The following is an 18,148-nucleotide window of genomic DNA, read 5'->3' as shown; positions in this document are numbered from 1 at the left end:
CGCCCGCCCCGGCCACCAGGCCGGGCGGGTCCGCCTCCCGGTCGGCGAGCACCGCCTCCCCCCGGCGGAGCTGGTGGGTGGCGAGCATCGTCTCGTCGTGCTGGTGCTCGTGCTGAACGACCATCCCGTAGACGTAGCCGCCGGCCAGCAGCGGCCGGTCCGGGGTGAGGCGGACCCGCTCCAGGGAGTCCAGCACGCGCGAGCGCACCTGCGCTATGTAGCCGCGCGCCTCGTCCGGCGGGAGCAGGGGCAGCGCGACCCGCTCCGCCCGTGGGTGCTCGAACGCGTCGTAGAGCCGGTCGATCTCCGGCCGGAGCGGGGCGTCCCCCGCCGCCAGCCGTACCAGCCACTGCTCCTCGTAGTTGCCGACGTGCGCCAGGTCCCACACCAGCGGCGACATCAGCGGCGAGTGCTGGGCCGTCAGCTCCGCGGGGTCGAGCACCTCGACGGTCAGGCCGAGGCTGCGCCGCCGTACGGCCTCCAGCTCGGCGGCGACGCGCTCCTTGATCGTGTCCTCGTCCGTCATGTCGCCTGTCATGTCCGCACCTCGCTGAGCAGGTCGTCGGCCGGAGACCGGCCGGGTTCGACGTACCGTTCGATGTAGGCGTCCACCAGGGGGACCAGGTCGGCGGCGCCGATCCGGGGCAGGGCGTCGCGGGCGGCGGCGAAGCACGCGCGGGCGGCCCGGGCGAGCGCCGGTCCGGCCAGCCCGGTGCGGGCCGCCTCGGCCCAGGAGTCGGGGGGCAGCGGGCCGACGGCCTCGGCGCACGCGTCGGCGGCCCGGGGGTCGTCGAGCAGGGCGGCCGCGACGGCGGGCGGCACCCGCCACCACGGCTCCGGCAGGGCGTCGATCATCCGCAGCTCGAACCAGCCGCGCGGCCGGATCGGCGGGAACAGGGTGCTCAGGTGGTGGTCCAGGTCGGCCGCGGTCGGCCGGCCGTACGGGCCGCCCGCCAGCCAGTCGCGGAAGCGCAGGCCCGGATCGACGATCCACGCCCCGTCCGCCCGGCGCAGGACCATGACCTGTGCCTCGAGGGCGTAGCGGGCCCAGGACTCCGCCGGGTCCGGGCCGCCGTCGAGGTCCCAGCCGGCGTCCCGGCCGAGGCCGCCGCCCGGGCCGCGGCCCAGGTCACCGCCCGGGCCGCGGCCCAGGTCACCGCCCGGGCCACGGGCCGGGTCACCGCCCGGGCCGCGGGCCGGGTCACCGCCCGGGCCACGGGCCGGGTCGCCGTCCGGCACGGCCCGGCTCCGGGAGGGGTCGAGCTCCGTCCAGACGGCCTGCCGGGTGGAGCGCCAGCCGGTGGGGCGCCCCCGCCGCAGCGGCGAGTTGGCGAAGGCGGCCACCAGCACCGGCCCCAGCCGGTGGAGCAGCCGCCAGCGGCGGCGCGCGTCGGCGCCGTCCCGGCCGATGTCGAGGCAGACCTGGAGGGAGGCGGTGCAGCACATCATGGTGCGCCCGGCCGGGCCGCGGGCGTCGAAGTACGCCTCCATCGCGGAGTAGCGGGGCAGGTCCAGCTGGCGCCGGGGGGAGCGGTGCGGATCCAGGCCGTATGCGGTGCGGCGCAGTCCCGCGGCGGCCAGGTGCGGGTCGAGGTGGCGCAGGTCGGCGGCGAGGGCCCGGCAGGCGGCGGCCGGGCCGGGCAGGGGCGGGGAGCTGAGCTCCAGCTGGCCACCGGGCTCGTAGGTGACCGCGCTGCCCGCGGGCAGCGGGGAGGCCGCCCGGACGGCGGCGGCGACACGGTGCAGGGGGATGTGGGCGCCGGGTCCGCCGGGGCCGCCGGTCGAGGTGACCAGCCACTCCGACTCGACGCCGGTCAGGCCGGGCGGGCCGGTCTTGAAGCAGATGCCGTGGGCGTGGGCGTAGACGTCGTCTTCGGTGAGATAGGGGTCTTCGGTGAGAAAGGACATGCCGCCTCCCGTCGGACACACGCTCTCCACCCTCCCCCAGGTACCCGGCCATGACAAGATCCATCCCCGGGCGGTTCCGGGCTCCGCCCCCGCCGGGTGGTACACCGGAGCACGAGCACGGGCGCGGACACGGAGGCGGCGGATGACGGACGTCAGGGCGAACACGGGCACGGGCGGCCCGGCGGGTGCGACGGGGCCGACGGGGACAATCGGCACCGCCGGGACGGCGGAGACGGCGGCGGCGGAGACGGCGGCGGCGGAGACGGCGGCGGACGCCGCGGAGGACGCCGCGGAGGACGCCGCGGAGGACGAGCGCGAGCGGGTGACCGCCTTCTGGCGCGGGCTGGGGCTGCCCGGCCTGATCGACGTGCACACGCACTTCATGCCGGAGCGGGTGCTGGTCAAGGTCTGGGACTACTTCGACGCGGTCGGGCCGCTGACCGGGGTGCCGTGGCCGATCACCTACCGCGCGGACGAGCGGGAGCGGCTGGAGACGCTCCGCGGTTTCGGGGTGCGCCGCTTCACCTCGATGCTCTACCCGCACAAGCCCCGGATGGCCGCCTGGCTGAACGGCTGGGCGACGGAGTTCGCCGCCCGGACGCCGGACTGCCTGCACACCGCGACGTTCTTCCCGGAGCCGGAGGCGGTGGACTACACCGCCCGCGCCGTCGAGCAGGGCGCGCGGGTGTTCAAGGCGCACCTGCAGGTCGGCGGGTACGACCCCGGCGACGAGCTGCTGGACGGCGCCTGGGGCCTGCTGGCCGAGGCGGGCGTGCCGGTCGTCACCCACTGCGGCTCCGGTCCCGCCCCGGGACGGCACACCGGGCCCGGGCCGATCGGGCGGGTGCTGGCCCGGCACCCGCGCCTGCGCCTGGTCGTGGCGCACATGGGCATGCCGGAGTACGGCGACTTCCTGGACCTCGCCGAGCGGTACGAGGGCGTGCACCTGGACACCACGATGGCCTTCACCGACTTCAGCGAGGCCATGGCGCCGTTCCCGCGCGCCGAGCTGCCGCGCCTGGCCGGCCTCGGGGACCGGATCCTGCTCGGCACCGACTTCCCGAACATCCCCTATCCCTACGTGGAGGCCCTGCGGGCTCTGGCGGACCTCGGCCTGGGCGACGCGTGGCTGCGCGCCGTCTGCCACGACAACGCCGCCCGCCTCTTCGGCCTCTGAGCACTCCCCGCCCGGCGCCCACCGGGCGGTCCCTCCGGCGCCGGGCGCACCCGCCCCGCCGTACGGCCCGCGCAGGGAATACAGTCGGCTTCCGCGACGCTGGGGAAAGTTGAAAGTTCAACAAAAGGAGGGCGGCGACATGATGCAGTTCGGGATCTTCACCGTGGGCGACGTGACCACCGACCCCACCACGGGCCGGACGCCGAGCGAGCACGAGCGGATCAAGGCGATGGTGGCCATCGCGCTCAAGGCCGAGGAGGTCGGCCTCGACGTCTTCGCCACCGGTGAGCACCACAACCCGCCCTTCGTGCCGTCGTCACCGACGACCATGCTCGGCTACATCGCGGCCCGCACCGAGCGGATCGTCCTGTCCACCGCCACGACCCTGATCACCACCAACGACCCGGTGAAGATCGCCGAGGACTTCGCCATGCTGCAGCACCTGGCGGGCGGGCGCGTCGACGTGATGATGGGCCGCGGCAACACCGGGCCGGTCTACCCGTGGTTCGGCCAGGACATCCGGCAGGGCATCCCGCTGGCCATCGAGAACTACGCGCTGCTGCACCGGCTCTGGCGCGAGGACGTGGTGGACTGGCAGGGCCGCTTCCGCACGCCCCTGCAGGGCTTCACCTCCACGCCCCGCCCGCTCGACGGCGTGCCGCCGTTCGTCTGGCACGGCTCGATCCGCAGCCCGGAGATCGCCGAGCAGGCGGCCTACTACGGCGACGGGTTCTTCGCCAACCACATCTTCTGGCCCAAGGAGCACACCCAGCGGATGGTCGGCCTGTACCGGCAGCGCTTCGAGCACTACGGCCACGGCTCGGCCGACCAGGCCATCGTCGGCCTCGGCGGCCAGGTGTTCATGCGTAAGAACAGCCAGGACGCGGTCCGCGAGTTCCGCCCGTACTTCGACAACGCCCCGGTCTACGGCCACGGCCCGTCGCTGGAGGAGTTCACGGCCGAGACCCCGCTGACCGTGGGCAGCCCGCAGCAGGTCATCGACCGGACCCTCGCCTTCCGCGACTACGTCGGCGACTACCAGCGCCAGCTGTTCCTGATGGACCACGCCGGCCTGCCGCTGAAGACTGTGCTGGAGCAGCTGGACATCCTCGGCGAGGAGGTCGTGCCGGTGCTGCGCAGGGAGTTCGCCGCCCGCCGCCCGGCCGGCGTGCCGGACGCCCCCACCCACGCGGCGCTGGTCGCCCGGCGCGCCGCGCAGGCCGCCGGGGACGCCTCCGGCCAGGCCTCCGCCCCCGCCGCTTCCTGACCCCGTATCACCCGTCCCCGTGAAGGAAGAACCGATGGAACCCCTGAAGCTCGTCGCCGTCTCGGCCGGCCTCCGCGAGCCCTCCTCGACGCGCCTGCTGGCCGACCGCCTGGCCGAGGCGACCCGCGCCCGCCTGGCCGGGGAGCGGGAGGCCGAGGTGCGCGTGGTCGAGCTGCGCGGCCTCGCCGTCGACATCGCCAACAACCTGGTGACCGGCTTCCCCGGCGCGGCGCTGCGCGAGGCGGTCGAGGCGGTGACGGCGGCGGACGGCCTCATCGCCGTGTCGCCGATCTTCACCGCCTCCTACAGCGGGCTGTTCAAGTCGTTCTTCGACGTGATCGAGAACACCGCGCTCACCGGCAAGCCCGTGCTCATCGCGGCCACCGGCGGCACAGCGCGGCACTCGCTCGCCCTGGAGCACGCGCTGCGCCCGATGTTCGCCTACCTGCGCGCGGTCGTGGCGCCCACCGCCGTCTACGCCGCCACCGAGGACTGGGGCTCCGGCGGGGACGGGAGCACCGGCGGCCTCGCCGGCCGGATCGAGCGCGCGGCCGGGGAGCTGGCGGACCTCGTGCTGGGCCGGTACGGCGCCGGGCCGGCCGGCGACCCGTTCGAGGACGTCGTCCCCTTCGAGCAGCAGCTCGCCGCGCTCCGCCCCTGAGCCCGGGGCCCGCCGGGTCGCGGCCCGGGTGCCGTGCCCTGAGGCCGGGAGCGGGCCGCCGCGCCTGCGGGCGGGTCAGCCCGCGACGGCCCCGCGGGCGGCGGCGACGAAGTCCTTGATGAGCCCGGCGTCCTTCACGCCGGGCCCGGTCTCCACGCCGCTCGACACGTCGACCCCCCACGGCCGGGCCGCGGCGATCGCCTCGGCCACGTTCGACGGGTCGAGCCCTCCGGCCAGCATCCAGCGGCCCACCGGGCGCCCGCGCACCGCCGCCCAGTCCCACGGCTCCCCGGAGCCGGGCCGGGGCGCGTCGACGATCAGCAGGTCCTCGTCGTAGGCGCCGCAGCGCAGGTCCACGCCCGCGCCCCCGGCGCGGACCAGCGTCAGGCCGAGGTCGCGCAGGGCCAGGAAGTCGCCGTGCGGATGGTCGCCGTGCAACTGGACCGCGCGCACCCCCGACTCCAGCGCGGCCGCCCGCACCTGCTCCGGGGACTCCCCGGCGAACACCGCCACGGTCAGCACATGCCCGGGGACCGCCGCGGCCAGCTCGCGGGCCCGCTCCGGGGTGATCCGCCGGGGACTCCGGGTGAGGACGAAACCGATCGCGTCCGCCCCCGCCTCGACGGCGGCCGCCACATGCTCGGGCTCGCGCAGCCCGCAGATCTTCACGTACACCCTGTGAGACTAACGCCGCCCCGGGTCCCCGGGTGACGCCCGGCGGCGCCGGAGCACGGTGCCGACCTGGACGGACACCCATCTTCCCGGCATACGCCGCTGGCATCCGACAGCCCGCAGGATGTATGTTGCGATTCCCCGCACAGGGGTCACGAATCAGAGTTCACGAATCAGAGTTCACGACGGTCGGGGATCCGGGGTGACGGACGATCTGGCGGGGGCGTTCCTCCGACAGCACCGCCGCTACACGAGCCACCAGGTGGCCGCGATGGCCGGCATACCGATGTACCGCGCGCGGCGGTTCTGGCGGGCCTTCGGCTTCGCCAACGTCGCCGACGACGCCGTGGAGTTCACCGACGCCGACGTCGAGGCGCTCAGGACACTGGTCGGCCTGGTCCGCGACGGCACCTACGACGAGGAGCACGCGCTGCTGGTGACCCGCTCGCTGGGCAGGGCCTCCGCCCGGCTCGCCGAGTCGCAGGCCGTGCTCGGCGCCGAGGCGCTCGACCAGGCCGGGGTCCCCCTCAGCGAACGGCCGGCCGCCTGGCGCAGGCGGGCCGACCGGGTGGTGCCGGACCTGGAGCGGCTGCTGGTCTACGCCTGGCGGCGGCAGCTGGCCGCCGCGGCCGGCCGCGTCGCGGACCAGGAGACGGGCACCGTACAGCTGGCCGTGGGCTTCGCCGACCTGGTCGGATTCACCCGGCTGAGCCGTCAGATCTCCGAGACGGAGCTGGCCCGCCTGGTCGAGCGGTTCGAGAGCCGGTCGGCCGACGTCGTGACCTCCTCGGCGGGCCGGGTGGTCAAGACGCTCGGCGACTCGGTGCTGTTCGTCGCCGACACCGCCGCGTCGGCGGCCGAGATCGCCCTGCAGCTCGTGGAGGTCCACGCCAGGACCAGGGGCATGCCGCCGCTCCGGGTGGGGCTGGCGATCGGCCCGGTGATCGGCCGCATGGGCGACGTGTTCGGCACCACGGTCAACCTGGCCAGCCGGCTCACCTCGCTCGCCCCCGCCGACGCCGTGCTCGCCGGCCCCACGATGGCCCAGGAGCTGGACGGCCAGTCCGCGTTCACGCTCCGGCCCGTGGAGCGCCTCACCGTGCGGGGCCTGGGCGAGCTGGTGCCGTACGTCATCGCCCGGAGCTGATCCGGCCTCCGCCCGGGACCGGCGGAGGCGACGTCCGTACGCGGCGTCCTCCGGGCGGGAGACGGGGCGCCGGGCTCACAAACGGGCTCACAAACGGGCTCACAGGGCCTTCAGGAAGCGGGCGGCGAGGGGGGCGGCCGTGGCGGCGCCGCTCCCGCCGTTGCGCACGAAGACCGCGAAGGCCAGGTCGCCCCGGTAGCCGACGAACCACGCGTGGGACCGCTCCCCCTGCACCTCGGCGGTGCCGGTCTTGCCCGCGGTGTCCGGCGGGAGGCCCGCCCGGGCGGCCGTGCCCCGGGTGACCGCGGCGCTCATCATCGTCCGCAGGGCGGCGGCCACGCCCTCGTCGAGCGGGACCGGGCCGGGCGTGCCGGCGGGCGGCTGCTCGGTCATGATCGCGGGTCTCCAGGTGCCGCTCGCGACGGCGGCGGCGACCTCGGCCATGCAGAGCGGGCTGGCCAGAACCGAGTTCTGGCCGATGGCGTCGGAGCCGAGCTCGTCCGCGGTGGCGGCCCGGCGGATGCGGCAGGTGCTCTGGCCCGGCTTCTCGCGGAAGCCGAACCGGTCGGCGGCCTCGGCGTGCAGGCGGCCGTCGCGGAGCCGCTCGTAGGCCTGCTGGGCGAAGGTGGTGTTGCAGGAGACCGCGAAGGCGGTGTTCAGGGGCACGGTGCCGTGACCGGCTCCGCCGTCGTTGGTGAAGCCCCGGCCGTTCGGGACGGTGTAGGCGGCCGGGCAGCCGACCGGCGAGTCCGCGGTCAGGCCGGTGCGCAGCAGCGCGGCGGCGGTGACCACCTTGAACGTCGAGCCGGGCGGATAGAGGCCGCCGAACGCCTGCCTGCCGCCCAGGGTGTCCGCCACCGCGCGCACCTGGCCCGTCCGCACGTCCACGGCCACGATCGCGGCGGGCTGCCCGACGCCGTCCAGGGCCCGGGCGGCGGCGGCCTGGACGGGCCGGGAGATCGTGGTCCGCTCCCCGGGCACCTCCGGGGCCCGGGCCGCCAGCAGCACCCGGCCCGAGGGCTCCTCACGCAGCTCCAGGTCCTCCACCGTGCCGTCCAGACCGGTGAAGTAGTCGCCCGCCCGGCTCTCGCGGGGGAACGGCCGGCCCTCCCTGGTCAGCTTGGCCGGCCGGACGACCGGGACCCCCTCGATCCGCAGGCTCCCGCCGTGCGCGAGCGAGGGGTGCAGCGTCTCCGGGGACCAGAGCACCTTCCAGGAGCCGTCCCGCCGGGCCAGGCGGAGGACCGAGGAGAAGTCCCAGCGGCCCATCCCCGAGACCTCCCGCGTCCCGCTGAAGGGGACCTCGGCCGTCTCCGCGCCGGGCGGGGAGGGCGTGCCGGAGGTCAGGGAGATCGACGAGACCCTCAGGTCGGAGTCGAAGCTCCGGTGCCGCAGCATGAAGTCGACCGGCGGGTCGGCGACCAGCGCCGCCATGGCGGCGAAGTCACCCGACCGCCAGGCGTCGAAGTACCGCGCCGCGACCTGTTCCGGCCCGTCCGGCGGCGCCGGGGCGGGGGCCGTCGAGGACGGCGGGACCGGCGGGGTCGGCGGGGTCGGCGGGGTCGGCGGGGTCACAGCGGGCGCGTCCGGCTCCCCGGACTCCTCGGGCTCGCCGTCCGGGACGGGCGAGACCTCCATGACGTCGACGCCGTGGGTGCGCGCCCCGCGCGGGGGCGCGGCGTTCCCGGCGTCCGGCCCGGTCACCAGCGCGTACAGGCCGAAGGCGGTGATCGCGAACGCCGCGGCGACCAGCGCGAGGAACCGCTGCCGGCTGCTCATCGCGTCCACTTCCCCGGTTCGTCACCTTCGGATGCCAGAGACAAGATCGTAGGCTGGCCGATGACACGAGGACCATACTTTTCGCTGACATGTGCGCATCGGTCACCGCTCCCTCTCCGGACTCCGGCCCTCGGACGGGTCCGTACCGGGCCGTGCGGCCGGTTCCGGCCCCGTGACGGACCCGTGACGGACCCGTGACGGACCCGTGACGGACCCGTGACGGACCCGCGGCGAGCCGGGCCGGGGCGGCGGGTGGGACGGGGCGGCGGGCGGGACGGCGGGCTGGGCGGTGGCGTCAGAGGCGCTCGATGATGGTGACGTTGGCCTGGCCGCCGCCCTCGCACATGGTCTGCAGGCCGTACCTGCCGCCGGTGCGCTCCAGCTCGTGCAGGAGGGTGGTCATCAGCCGGGCGCCGGTGGCGCCGAGCGGGTGGCCGAGCGCGATCGCGCCGCCGTTGGGGTTGACCCTGGCCGGGTCGGCGCCGGTCTCCTTCAGCCAGGCCAGCACGACCGGGGCGAACGCCTCGTTGATCTCCACCGCGTCGATGTCGCCGATCGCCATGCCCGCCTTCTTCAACGCGTACGCGGTGGCGGGGATGGGCGCGGAGAGCATGCGGATCGGGTCCTCGCCGCGGGCCGAGAGGTGGTGGACGCGGGCGCGGGGCCGCAGGCCGTGCGTGCGCACCGCCTCCTCCGAGGCGATCAGCAGGGCGGCGGCGCCGTCGGAGATCTGCGAGGCCACCGCCGCGGTCAGCCGCCCGCCCTCGACCAGGGGCCGCAGGGCGGCCATCTTCTCCGGCGAGGTGTCGCGGCGCGGCCCCTCGTCGTGCTCGACGCCCGCGAGCGGCGCGATCTCGCGGGCGAAGCGGCCCTCGTCGACCGCCCGGACCGCCCGCCGGTGGCTCTCGTAGGCGAAGGCCTCCAGCTCCTGCCGGGACAGGCCCCAGTGCTCGGCGATCATCTCGGCCCCGCGGAACTGGGAGACCTCCTGGTCGCCGTAGCGGGCCCGCCAGCCCGCGGAGCCGGCGAAGGGCCCCTCGCCGAAGCCGAGCGCCTGCCCGGCGGTCATCGCGTAGCCGATGGGGACCTGCGACATGTTCTGCACCCCGCCGGCCACCACCAGGTCGGCGGTGCCGGAGAGCACGGCCTGCGCGGCGAAGTGCACCGCCTGCTGGGAGGAGCCGCACTGCCGGTCGACGGTGACGCCGGGCACCTCCTCGGGCAGCCCGGCGGCCAGCCAGCAGGTGCGGGCGATGTCGCCGGCCTGGGGGCCGACGGTGTCCACGCAGCCGAAGACCACGTCCTCCACCGCGGCCGGGTCGATCCCGGAACGCTCCACCAGCGCGGTCAGCACGTGCGCGCCCAGGTCGGCGGGGTGCACGCCGGACAGGCCGCCGCCGCGCCGCCCGACGGGGGCGCGCACCGCCTCGACGATATACGCCTCAGCGCGGGGAGAGGACATCGCAACTCCTTCTCAGTCTGCCGTGATCCCTTCCAGGACCATCACGATGTACTGCCGGGCGATCTCGTCCGCGCTCAGCGGGCCGTCGCCCCGGTACCAGCTCGCCGCCACCCAGACCGTGTCGCGGATGAAGCGGTAGATCAGGCCGGTGTCGAGGTCGGCGCGGAACTCGCCGGCCAGCACGCCCCGGTCCAGCACCGACAGCCACATCTCGCGGAAGCGCCGCATGGACTCGACCAGGTAGGTGAAGCGCGGGTTCGCCGCCAGGTGCTTGGACTCGTTCTGGTAGATGACGACCGCGGGGCGGTAGCGGTCGATCATCCGGAACGACTCGGTGATCAGCGCGTGGAAGGTCTCCCGCGCGCCGAGGCCGGAGCCGGTGACGCGGTCGTAGGCCGCCCACATGTCGGTGAGGAAGGTCGACAGGATCTCGTCGACCATCGCCTCCTTCGAGTCGAAGTGGTAGTAGAGGCTCCCGCCGAGCATGCCGGCCGCGTCGGCCACCTCCCGGACCGTGGTGGCGGCGTAGCCCCGCGACGCGAAGACCTCCGCGGCCGTGGCCAGCAGCTCGGTCCGCCGGCCGGCGCGGGCGGCGGCGGTGCTGGCGGAGTCTCGGCGTCGTGGGCTCATGGGAAGTCGACCTCTCGAAGCGGGCGTCCGTCCGGGAAGGGACGGGTCAGGGATGCTGGCTGGAGACGGAGACGACCTCCCCGGTCATGTAGGAGGAGTAGTCGCTCGCGAGGAAGACGATAACGTTCGCGACCTCCCACGGCTCCGCCGCGCGCCCCATCGCCTCCTTCGCGGTGAGCTCGGCCAGCAGCTCCTCGGTGGTCACCTTGGCCAGGTTGGCGTGCACGGCCAGCGAGGGCGCCACGGCGTTGACCCGCACGCCGTACGGCGCGGCCTCGATCGCCGCGCACCGGGTGAGCGCCATGACGCCGGCCTTGGCCGCCGCGTAGTGCGCCTGTCCCTCCTGGGCCCGCCAGCCGATCACCGAGGCGTTGTTGACGATGACGCCGCGGCCGCGGGGCTGCATGCGGGCCAGGGCGGCGCGGGTGCAGCGCATGGTGCCGGTCAGCGTCACGTCGAGCACGCGGCCCCACTGCTCGTCGGTCATCTCGACGAGTCGCGCCGTGCCGCCGAGCCCGGCGTTGTTGACCAGCACGTCCACCGGGCCGAGGCGCTCCTCGGCGGTGGCGAGCAGGGCCTGGACCTGCTCCTCGGAGGTCACGTCACAGGGCACCGCGCTCACCGCGCCCGCCCCGAACTCCTTCTCCAGGGCGGCCAGGTGCTCGCCGAGCCGCCGCTCGTGGGCGTCGCTGATCACCACGCGCGCGCCCTCCTCGAGCAGGCGGCGGGCGCAGGCGCCGCCGATTCCGGTGCCCGCGGCGGCGGTCACCACGGCGACCCGGTCGCGCAGCAGGCCGTGGCCGGGGACGTAGGCCGGTTTCGGAGTCGGTTCCGGGGACGGCCGCAGCGGCGCTCTCCGGGGCGGCTCGGGAGGGGTCACGGCCGCGCCTCCCTCTCCTCGTCGGGCTTCACATGGTCTACCCTACCAAACAGTTGTTAGAAAGAATGAGAGGGTCCCCGATGACCGTGGTCCGCTACGAGCGGCGCGGACCCGTGGCGGTGGTCACCATGAACCGCCCGGAGTACCGCAACGCGCAGAACTCCGCGATGACCTACGCCCTGGACGAGGCCTTCTACCGGGCCGTCGCCGACGACGAGGTCAAGGTGGTCGTGCTGGCCGGGGAGGGGACGCACTTCTCCGCCGGGCACGACATCGGCAGCCCCGGCCGGGACGCGCACGTCTCCTTCGAGCGGAAGGCGACCCTGTGGTGGGACCACGTCGGCAAACAGGGGGCGGAGAGCCGCTTCGCCCGCGAGTCCGAGGTCTACCTCGGCATGTGCCGCCGCTGGCGGGAGATCCCCAAGCCGATGATCGCGATGGTGCAGGGCGCGTGCGTCGCGGGCGGCCTCATGCTCGCCTGGGTCTGCGACCTGATCGTCGCCTCCGACGACGCGTTCTTCGCCGACCCGGTGGTCCGCATGGGCATCCCCGGCGTGGAGTACTTCGCGCACCCCTGGGTGATGCCGCCGCGGATCGCCAAGGAGTTCCTCTACACCGGCGACCGCATGAGCGCCCGGCGCGCGTACGAGGTGGGCATGGTCAACCGGGTCGTGCCCCGGGAGGAACTGGAGGGAGAAGTCCTCGCCCTGGCCGAGCGGATCGCGGCGATGCCGCGCCTCGGCCTCGCGCTCGCCAAGAGGGCCGTCAACCAGGCGGAGGACGCGCAGGGCCTGCACGCCGGGATGGACTCGGTCTTCGGCCTGCACCACCTCGCCCACGCCCACAACGCCGAGACCTCCGCCGACGCCCTGGCCGGCATGGACCCCAGAAGCATGAAGGCCGCCGCCGGCGGCTCCGGCTCCGGGAGCACGGAGGCGGTCGCAGATGGATCTTGACCTCTCGTCGGCGGAGCCGTTCCGCGCCGAGGTGCGCGCGTGGCTCCGCGCCCACGTGCCCGCCGTCCCCCTGCCCTCGCTGGAGACCGCCGAGGGCTTCGCCGCCCACCGCGCCTGGGAACGGGAACTGCACTCCGCGCGCCTGTCGGTCGTCTCCTGGCCCGCCCGGTACGGCGGGCGGGACGCGAGCCCGCTGGAGTGGCTGGTCTTCGAGGAGGAGTACTACGCGGCCGGAGCGCCCGGCCGGGTCGGCCAGAACGGCATCAACCTGCTCGCCCCCACCCTTTTCGCGCACGGCACCCCGGAGCAGCTGGAGCGGATCCTGCCGCCGATGGCCTCCGGCGAGGTGATCTGGGCCCAGGCCTGGTCCGAGCCGGGCGCCGGCAGCGACCTCGCCTCGCTGCGCGCCACCGCGACCCGGGTGGACGGCGGCTGGCGGCTCAACGGGCAGAAGACGTGGAGCTCCCGGGCGGCCTTCGCCGACCGCGGCTTCGGCCCGTTCCGCTCCGACCCCGGGGCCGAGCGGCACCGGGGCCTGACCTACCTGATGTTCCCGCTGGACGCCGAGGGGGTCACCCGGCGCCCGATCGGCCGCATCGACGGCAAACCCGCCTTCGCCGAGCTCTTCTTCGACGACGTCTTCGTCCCGGACGCCGACGTGATCGGCGAGCCGGGTGCGGGCTGGAAGGTCGCGATGAGCACCACCGGGAACGAGCGCGGGCTCACGCTGCGCAGCCCCGGCCGGTTCACGGCCGCCGCCGACCGGCTGGTGGAGCTCTGGCGCGAGCGCGCCGACCCCGCCGACACCGCGCTGCGCGACCGGGTGGCCGACGCCTGGATCAGGGCTCGCGCCTACCGGCTGAAGGGCTTCGAGACGATCTCCCGCACCGACGACGTCGGCGCCGGGTCCAGCGTCAACAAGGTCTTCTGGTCGGAGCTGGACGTGGCGCTGCACGAGACCGCGCTCGACCTGCTGGGCCCGGACGGGGAGCTGGCGGGCGAGTGGCTGGAGGGCTACGTCTTCTCCCTCGCCGGCCCGATCTACGCCGGGACCAACGAGATCCAGCGCAACGTCATCGCCGAGCGCCTGCTCGGCCTGCCCAGGGAGCGACGGTGAGCACGGCGGGAACACGCACGCGCCACGGACACGACCGGACCGGGAGACGACGGTGAAGTTCATCCTCGACGCCGAGCAGCGGCTGTTCGGCGAGACCCTGGACAAGCTGCTGGCCGGGGCCGGCACCCCGGCGGTGATCCGCGCCTGGGCGGCCGGGGACGCCGGGCCGGGCCTGGCGCTGTGGCGCTCGCTCGCCGAGGCCGGGGTCCTCGCGCTGGCGGTGCCGGAGGCCGCGGGCGGGGCGGGACCGCTCCCGGTGGAGTTGGTGACCGCCTTCCACGAGCTGGGGCGGCACGCCGTACCGGGGCCGCTGGCCGAGACCGTCGCCGCCGCCGAGCTGCTCGCCCGGCTCGGCGACGGCGGGCCCGCCGCAGAGTGGCTGCCGCGCATCGCCGAGGGCTCGGCCGCCGTCTCGCTGGTGCTCCCCCCGGCCGTGCCGTACGCGCTGGACGCCGGTGTCGCGGCCGCCGTCTGGGCCGTGGACGGCGACCGGCTCCACGCGGCGGTCCCCGGCACGGCGCGCTCCTCGCTGGACCCGTCCCGGCGGCTCTTCCCGGTGACCGCGGGCGCCGTGCTGGCCTCCGGCCCGCGGGTGCGGGCGGCGGCCGGGGCGGCCTGCGACCTGGGCGCGCTGGCCTGCGCCGCCCAGCTGGCCGGGCTGGGCCGCCGCCTGCTGGAGGTCACCGTGGAGTACGCCACGGCCCGGCACCAGTTCGGCCGGCCGATCGGCGCCTTCCAGGCGGTCAAGCACCACCTGGCCGACGTCCTGGTGGGCCTGGAGTACGCCCGCCCGCTGGTGCACGGCGCGGCGCTGGCGTACGGCTCGCCGGACTTCCCCAGGGACGTCTCCGCCGCGAAGGCGGCGGCCTCGGAGGCGGCCTACGCGGCGGCCCGGACCGCCCTGCAGGTGCACGGGGCCATCGGCTACACCGACGAGTACGACCTCAGCCTCTGGATCCGCCGGGTCCGCGCCCTGCGCACCGCCTGGGGTTCCCCCGCCGACCACCGCGCCCGGGTGATGGCCTGCCTGACGGGCGGCTGACCGAGGCCCCTCCCCCGCGCCCGTTCACCGGGTCACCGCCCTCCCCCCGGGCCGTCCGAGCCGTCCGGACCGGCGCAGCCGTGCACGATCACCTGGACCAGGTGCCGGACGGCGTCCCTGCCGACGCTCCCCGGTGGCGCGGTGACCAAGGTGAACAGCGCACCCCCGTAGAGCGCGATCAGTGCGGGGATCCTCTCGCGCGGGACGGCGAGGCCGAGCCCGTCGTGCTGCCCGGCGGTGATCTGCGCCGCCATGTCCTGCAGACCTCCGAGCGCGGCGGCGAGCGCCGGCCGGCGCACGGCCTCCAGCTGGAGTTCGAAGATCGCCAGGTAGCGGTCGCGCAGTGTGGTCGCCGCTGCGAGCAGCGATTCCGTCAGCAGGTCGACCAGGGACACGCGCCACCCGGTGCCGGCATGATGCGGCCCGGCGGCCCGCTCGGTGCCGGCGTGGTGCAGCTCGGCGATGCGCTCCGCGGTCGCCACGAGCAGCTCTTCCCGGCTGCGGAAATAGTTCGAGGCCGTTCCCGGTGGAAGGCCCGCTGCCTTCTCCACCGCGCGGTGGGTCAGCCCGTGCACGCCCGACGACGCCAGCAGCCCGATCGCGGCATCGGTCAGGGCACGGCGGCGGACCGGATTGGTGGGCGGCATGCGGCCACGCTATCCCAACATCCGTACTAGTACGATCGTAGTAAACGAGTACGGAGGTCTCATGAGGATCGTGGTGGTCGGCGCCGGGCTCGGAGGAGTGGCGGCCGCGGCGGGACTGCACCGCCTGGGCCATGAGGTGACCCTCTTCGAACGGGGCGCCGAGCTCCGGGAGGCGGGCACCGGTATCGTCGTCATGCCCAACGGGCTCCGTGCGCTGGACGCGCTGGGGCTGGCCGAGGACGTCCGCGGACACGCCGTGCACGCCGTCCGCGCGGGCCTGCGGGACTGGCGCGGACGGCCCCTGCTGGTCACCGACGCGGTCCAGGCGCAGCAGGAGGTCGGCACGCCCGCCATCGTCGACCGGGCGGAACTGCACCGGGCACTACGCGCCCCGCTCCCCGCGGACCTGGTGCGAACCGCGACCCCGGTCGAGCGCCTGGAGTCCGACCCCGCCGGGGTGACCGTGATCGGTGACGGCGGTCCCGTCGCGAGAGCGCACGCGGTGATCGTGGCCGACGGCATCGCCAGCACGCTGCGCGGGCGGCTCTTCCCCGGCCACCCCGGGCTGCGGCGGACCGGCCGGATGGACCTGCGCGGCATGCTGCCCCGTCCTCCCGGCATGGCGACGGACCTGCTCGCCTGCCAGCTGGTCGACCGCCGCAGCGGGGCGATGTTCGGCCTGTTCCCCGTCGGCGAGGACCGCCTGTACTGGTTCACCGACTCCGTCCTGCGCGGCACGCCGCCCGGCGCGGAGGAGGCGCGCCGGCAGATGCTGTCCCTGATGACCGACTGGCACCCCCTCGTCACGGCACTGATCGAGGCCACCCCTCCCGCCGGCATCCACGTCGATCCGATCGCCTGCCTGGCCGCTCCCCTGCCCTCGTTCGCGACCGGCAGGATCGCGCTCCTCGGCGACGCCGCGCACGCCATGCCGCCCGACCTCGGCCAGGGCGCCAGCCAGGCCTTCGAGGACGCGGCCGCGCTGACCCGCTGCCTGGCCGGCGCCGGACCGGCGGACGCCGCCCAGCGGCTCCTGCGCTACGACGCCGAGCGCAGGCCCCGCGCCGACCGCGTCATGCGGGCGGCGTCCCGGCAGTCGCGGCTGACCTCCCGGACCGGCGTCACCGCCTGGCTACGCGACACGGTGCTGCGCGCCGTGCCGTCCCGCCTGGCCACCCGGCGGCTCGCCGCCCTCTGGCACGCGTAGGGACGGGCCCGGCCGGTCTTCCGGGGGCGCCGGCGGAGGGGAGACGGGGGCCGGACATCGACGTGCCCGAACGGGTGTCCTCCGAGTGGAAGGCCTCAGGCCGCTCCCCCGCCACTCTCAGCGTATAGCGCACCGGGGGGCTTGCGGCAAGACCCGGGCCTTGCCGCAGAATCGTCGGCCGAGGCCACGATCTGCGGAAATGGGGGCGCGACATGTCTGTGTCGCTGTCGATGCGCGGGGGACGCGCTGGCACCGGACCGGCGGTGGGACCGGTGGCGCGGTCGCGGGCGCCCGGGACGGGGCGACGGAGCACGACCGCGGCGGAGGTGTCGTCATGACCGAGCAGTACGTGATGGGTCTGCGAGAGGTCGACCAGACGCGGGCCGCGGTCGTGGGCGGCAAGGGCGCGCAGCTGGGCGCGCTGTCACGGATCGAGGGGATCCGCGTGCCGGCCGGCTTCTGCGTGACGACGGACGCCTACCGGCGCGTCGTGGCGGAAGCGCCGTCGATGGCCGATCCGCTCGATCGGCTGGCGCGCCTGGACCCGGGCGACCGGGAGGCGGTCCGCACGCTCAGCGCGGAGATCCGCCGGACCGTCGAAGGGATCGCGATCCCCGGCGATCTCGCGGCGGCGATCACCCGCGGGCTCGCCCGGCTCGGCGAGCGGGCCGCCTACGCCGTGCGGTCCAGCGCGACGGCGGAGGACATGCCGGCGGCCTCCTTCGCGGGCCAGCAGGACACGTACCTGAACGTCGTGGGGCCGGAGGCGGTCCTGCGGCACGTCAGCCGGTGCTGGGCGTCGCTGTTCACCGAGCGGGCCGTGGCCTACCGCCTGCGGAACGGCTTCGACCACCGGAAGGTCCACATGGCCGTCGTCGTGCAGCGGATGGTCTTCCCGGACGCGGCCGGCGTCCTGTTCACGGCCGACCCCGTCACGGGCGACCGGAAGGTCGCCACCGTGGACGCCGGCTTCGGCCTCGGCGAGGCCGTGGTCTCCGGCCTGGTGAACCCGGACGTCTTCAAGGTGCGCGACGGCGAGGTCGTCGCCGAGGCGATCGCCGTCAAACGGCGTGCCGTGCATGCCCTGCCGGCCGGCGGGACGCGGGAAGTGGCGGTCGACCCCCGGCGGCAGGAGCAGCCGGCGCTGACGCAGGCGCAGGTCGTGCGGCTCGTGCGGCTCGGGCGGCGGATCGAGGCGCATTTCGGCCGCCCGCAGGACATCGAGTGGTGCCTGGTCGGCGACGACTTCCAGATCGTGCAGAGCCGGCCGATCACCACGCTGTTCCCCGTCCCAGCGGCCCCCGACCGGGAGAACCGCGTCTACCTCTCCGTCGGCCACCAGCAGATGATGACCGACCCCATGAAGCCGCTGGGCGTCTCCATGTGGCAGCTGACGGCCCTGGTGCCGATGCACGAGGCCGGCGGGCGGCTGTTCGTCGACGTCACCCCGCGCCTGGCCTCGCCCGCGAGCCGCGCCGGCCTCCTGGAGACGGCGGGGAGGTCCGATCCGCTGACCAGGGACGCGCTGGAGACCGTCCTCGAACGCCGCGGCTTCGTCCCCGAGCTCCCGGACGGCGGTCCCGGCGGTCCCGGCGG

Annotated in this window: 17 protein-coding genes; 9 read left to right on the top strand and 8 right to left on the bottom strand. The window is 75.2% G+C overall.

Annotation, left to right across the window (positions count from 1 at the left end):
• Both ACFOWE_RS12930 and egtA read right to left on the bottom strand, forming a co-directional pair.
• The coding region (locus ACFOWE_RS12930) for a DinB family protein (RefSeq protein ID WP_377287519.1) at nt 1-538 on the bottom strand (538 nt) is incomplete at its 3' end.
• Nucleotides 535-1,908 (bottom strand): ergothioneine biosynthesis glutamate--cysteine ligase EgtA, encoded by a 1,374-nt coding sequence (egtA, locus tag ACFOWE_RS12925; protein WP_377287518.1) that lies wholly within the window; start codon nt 1,906-1,908, stop codon nt 535-537. The genes egtA and ACFOWE_RS12930, both read right to left, overlap by 4 nt.
• A gap of 142 nt (nt 1,909-2,050) precedes the next feature.
• Between egtA and ACFOWE_RS12920 the strand changes: the two genes are divergently transcribed.
• The 3 genes from ACFOWE_RS12920 (at nt 2,051) to ACFOWE_RS12910 (ending at nt 5,013) form a co-directional block, all read left to right on the top strand.
• Nucleotides 2,051-3,085 (top strand): amidohydrolase family protein, encoded by a 1,035-nt coding sequence (locus ACFOWE_RS12920; RefSeq protein WP_377287517.1) that lies wholly within the window; start codon nt 2,051-2,053, stop codon nt 3,083-3,085.
• Between the two features lie 142 nt (nt 3,086-3,227).
• Nucleotides 3,228-4,352, top strand: a complete 1,125-nt coding sequence (locus ACFOWE_RS12915) for an LLM class flavin-dependent oxidoreductase (protein ID WP_377287580.1) — start codon at nt 3,228-3,230, stop codon at nt 4,350-4,352.
• Between the two features lie 34 nt (nt 4,353-4,386).
• On the top strand, nt 4,387-5,013 hold the full coding sequence (locus tag ACFOWE_RS12910; protein ID WP_377287516.1) for an FMN reductase: 627 nt from the start codon (nt 4,387-4,389) through the stop codon (nt 5,011-5,013).
• 75 nt (nt 5,014-5,088) lie between these two features.
• Here ACFOWE_RS12910 and ACFOWE_RS12905 read toward each other — a convergent pair whose 3' ends face one another.
• On the bottom strand, nt 5,089-5,688 hold the full coding sequence (locus tag ACFOWE_RS12905) for a phosphoribosylanthranilate isomerase (protein WP_377287515.1): 600 nt from the start codon (nt 5,686-5,688) through the stop codon (nt 5,089-5,091).
• A 199-nt stretch (nt 5,689-5,887) separates the two neighbouring features.
• Here ACFOWE_RS12905 and ACFOWE_RS12900 point away from each other — a divergent pair, with 199 nt between their 5' ends.
• Complete coding sequence (locus tag ACFOWE_RS12900; RefSeq protein ID WP_377287514.1) at nt 5,888-6,832, top strand: adenylate/guanylate cyclase domain-containing protein; 945 nt, start codon at nt 5,888-5,890, stop codon at nt 6,830-6,832.
• Nucleotides 6,833-6,931: 99 nt separating this feature from the next.
• Here the strand turns inward: ACFOWE_RS12900 and ACFOWE_RS12895 are convergent, their stop codons facing one another.
• The 4 genes from ACFOWE_RS12895 to ACFOWE_RS12880 all read right to left on the bottom strand — a co-directional run bounded on the left by ACFOWE_RS12895 (nt 6,932) and on the right by ACFOWE_RS12880 (nt 11,550).
• Nucleotides 6,932-8,611, bottom strand: a complete 1,680-nt coding sequence (locus ACFOWE_RS12895) for a penicillin-binding transpeptidase domain-containing protein (protein WP_377287513.1) — start codon at nt 8,609-8,611, stop codon at nt 6,932-6,934.
• Between the two features lie 295 nt (nt 8,612-8,906).
• The gene (locus ACFOWE_RS12890; RefSeq protein ID WP_377287512.1) at nt 8,907-10,073 is read right to left on the bottom strand and encodes an acetyl-CoA C-acetyltransferase; all 1,167 of its coding nucleotides are present in this window, start codon (nt 10,071-10,073) and stop codon (nt 8,907-8,909) included.
• Between the two features lie 12 nt (nt 10,074-10,085).
• Nucleotides 10,086-10,703 (bottom strand): TetR/AcrR family transcriptional regulator, encoded by a 618-nt coding sequence (locus ACFOWE_RS12885; RefSeq protein ID WP_377287511.1) that lies wholly within the window; start codon nt 10,701-10,703, stop codon nt 10,086-10,088.
• A gap of 46 nt (nt 10,704-10,749) precedes the next feature.
• A complete protein-coding gene (locus tag ACFOWE_RS12880) occupies nt 10,750-11,550 on the bottom strand; it encodes an SDR family oxidoreductase (RefSeq protein ID WP_377287579.1) in 801 nt (266 codons plus the stop codon).
• 113 nt (nt 11,551-11,663) lie between these two features.
• Here ACFOWE_RS12880 and ACFOWE_RS12875 point away from each other — a divergent pair, with 113 nt between their 5' ends.
• The 3 genes from ACFOWE_RS12875 to ACFOWE_RS12865 are packed head-to-tail and all read left to right on the top strand — an operon-like array spanning nt 11,664 to nt 14,698.
• Nucleotides 11,664-12,539 carry an enoyl-CoA hydratase gene (locus ACFOWE_RS12875; RefSeq protein ID WP_377287510.1) on the top strand — a complete coding sequence of 292 codons (876 nt, stop codon included), beginning with the start codon at nt 11,664-11,666 and terminating at the stop codon, nt 12,537-12,539.
• A complete protein-coding gene (locus ACFOWE_RS12870; protein ID WP_377287509.1) occupies nt 12,529-13,656 on the top strand; it encodes an acyl-CoA dehydrogenase family protein in 1,128 nt (375 codons plus the stop codon). The genes ACFOWE_RS12875 and ACFOWE_RS12870 overlap by 11 nt, the downstream gene beginning before the upstream one ends.
• A 52-nt stretch (nt 13,657-13,708) precedes the next feature.
• The gene (locus ACFOWE_RS12865; protein WP_377287508.1) at nt 13,709-14,698 is read left to right on the top strand and encodes an acyl-CoA dehydrogenase family protein; all 990 of its coding nucleotides are present in this window, start codon (nt 13,709-13,711) and stop codon (nt 14,696-14,698) included.
• Between the two features lie 32 nt (nt 14,699-14,730).
• Here the strand turns inward: ACFOWE_RS12865 and ACFOWE_RS12860 are convergent, their stop codons facing one another.
• Complete coding sequence (locus ACFOWE_RS12860) at nt 14,731-15,345, bottom strand: TetR/AcrR family transcriptional regulator (protein WP_377287507.1); 615 nt, start codon at nt 15,343-15,345, stop codon at nt 14,731-14,733.
• A gap of 61 nt (nt 15,346-15,406) precedes the next feature.
• Between ACFOWE_RS12860 and ACFOWE_RS12855 the strand changes: the two genes are divergently transcribed.
• Together ACFOWE_RS12855 and ACFOWE_RS12850 are read left to right on the top strand one after the other, a co-directional pair.
• Nucleotides 15,407-16,552: an FAD-dependent oxidoreductase gene (locus tag ACFOWE_RS12855; RefSeq protein WP_377287506.1), complete on the top strand. Its 1,146-nt coding sequence runs from the start codon at nt 15,407-15,409 to the stop codon at nt 16,550-16,552.
• A gap of 334 nt (nt 16,553-16,886) precedes the next feature.
• A partial coding sequence (locus ACFOWE_RS12850) for a PEP/pyruvate-binding domain-containing protein (RefSeq protein ID WP_377287505.1) occupies nt 16,887-18,148 on the top strand: 1,262 nt, incomplete at its 3' end.

It is taken from the genome of Planomonospora corallina (genome assembly GCF_042650625.1).
GTDB lineage: Bacteria > Actinomycetota > Actinomycetes > Streptosporangiales > Streptosporangiaceae > Planomonospora_B > Planomonospora_B corallina.
Note: the sequence above shows the minus strand (reverse complement) of the source record. Positions and strands in the feature narration are given on the sequence as shown.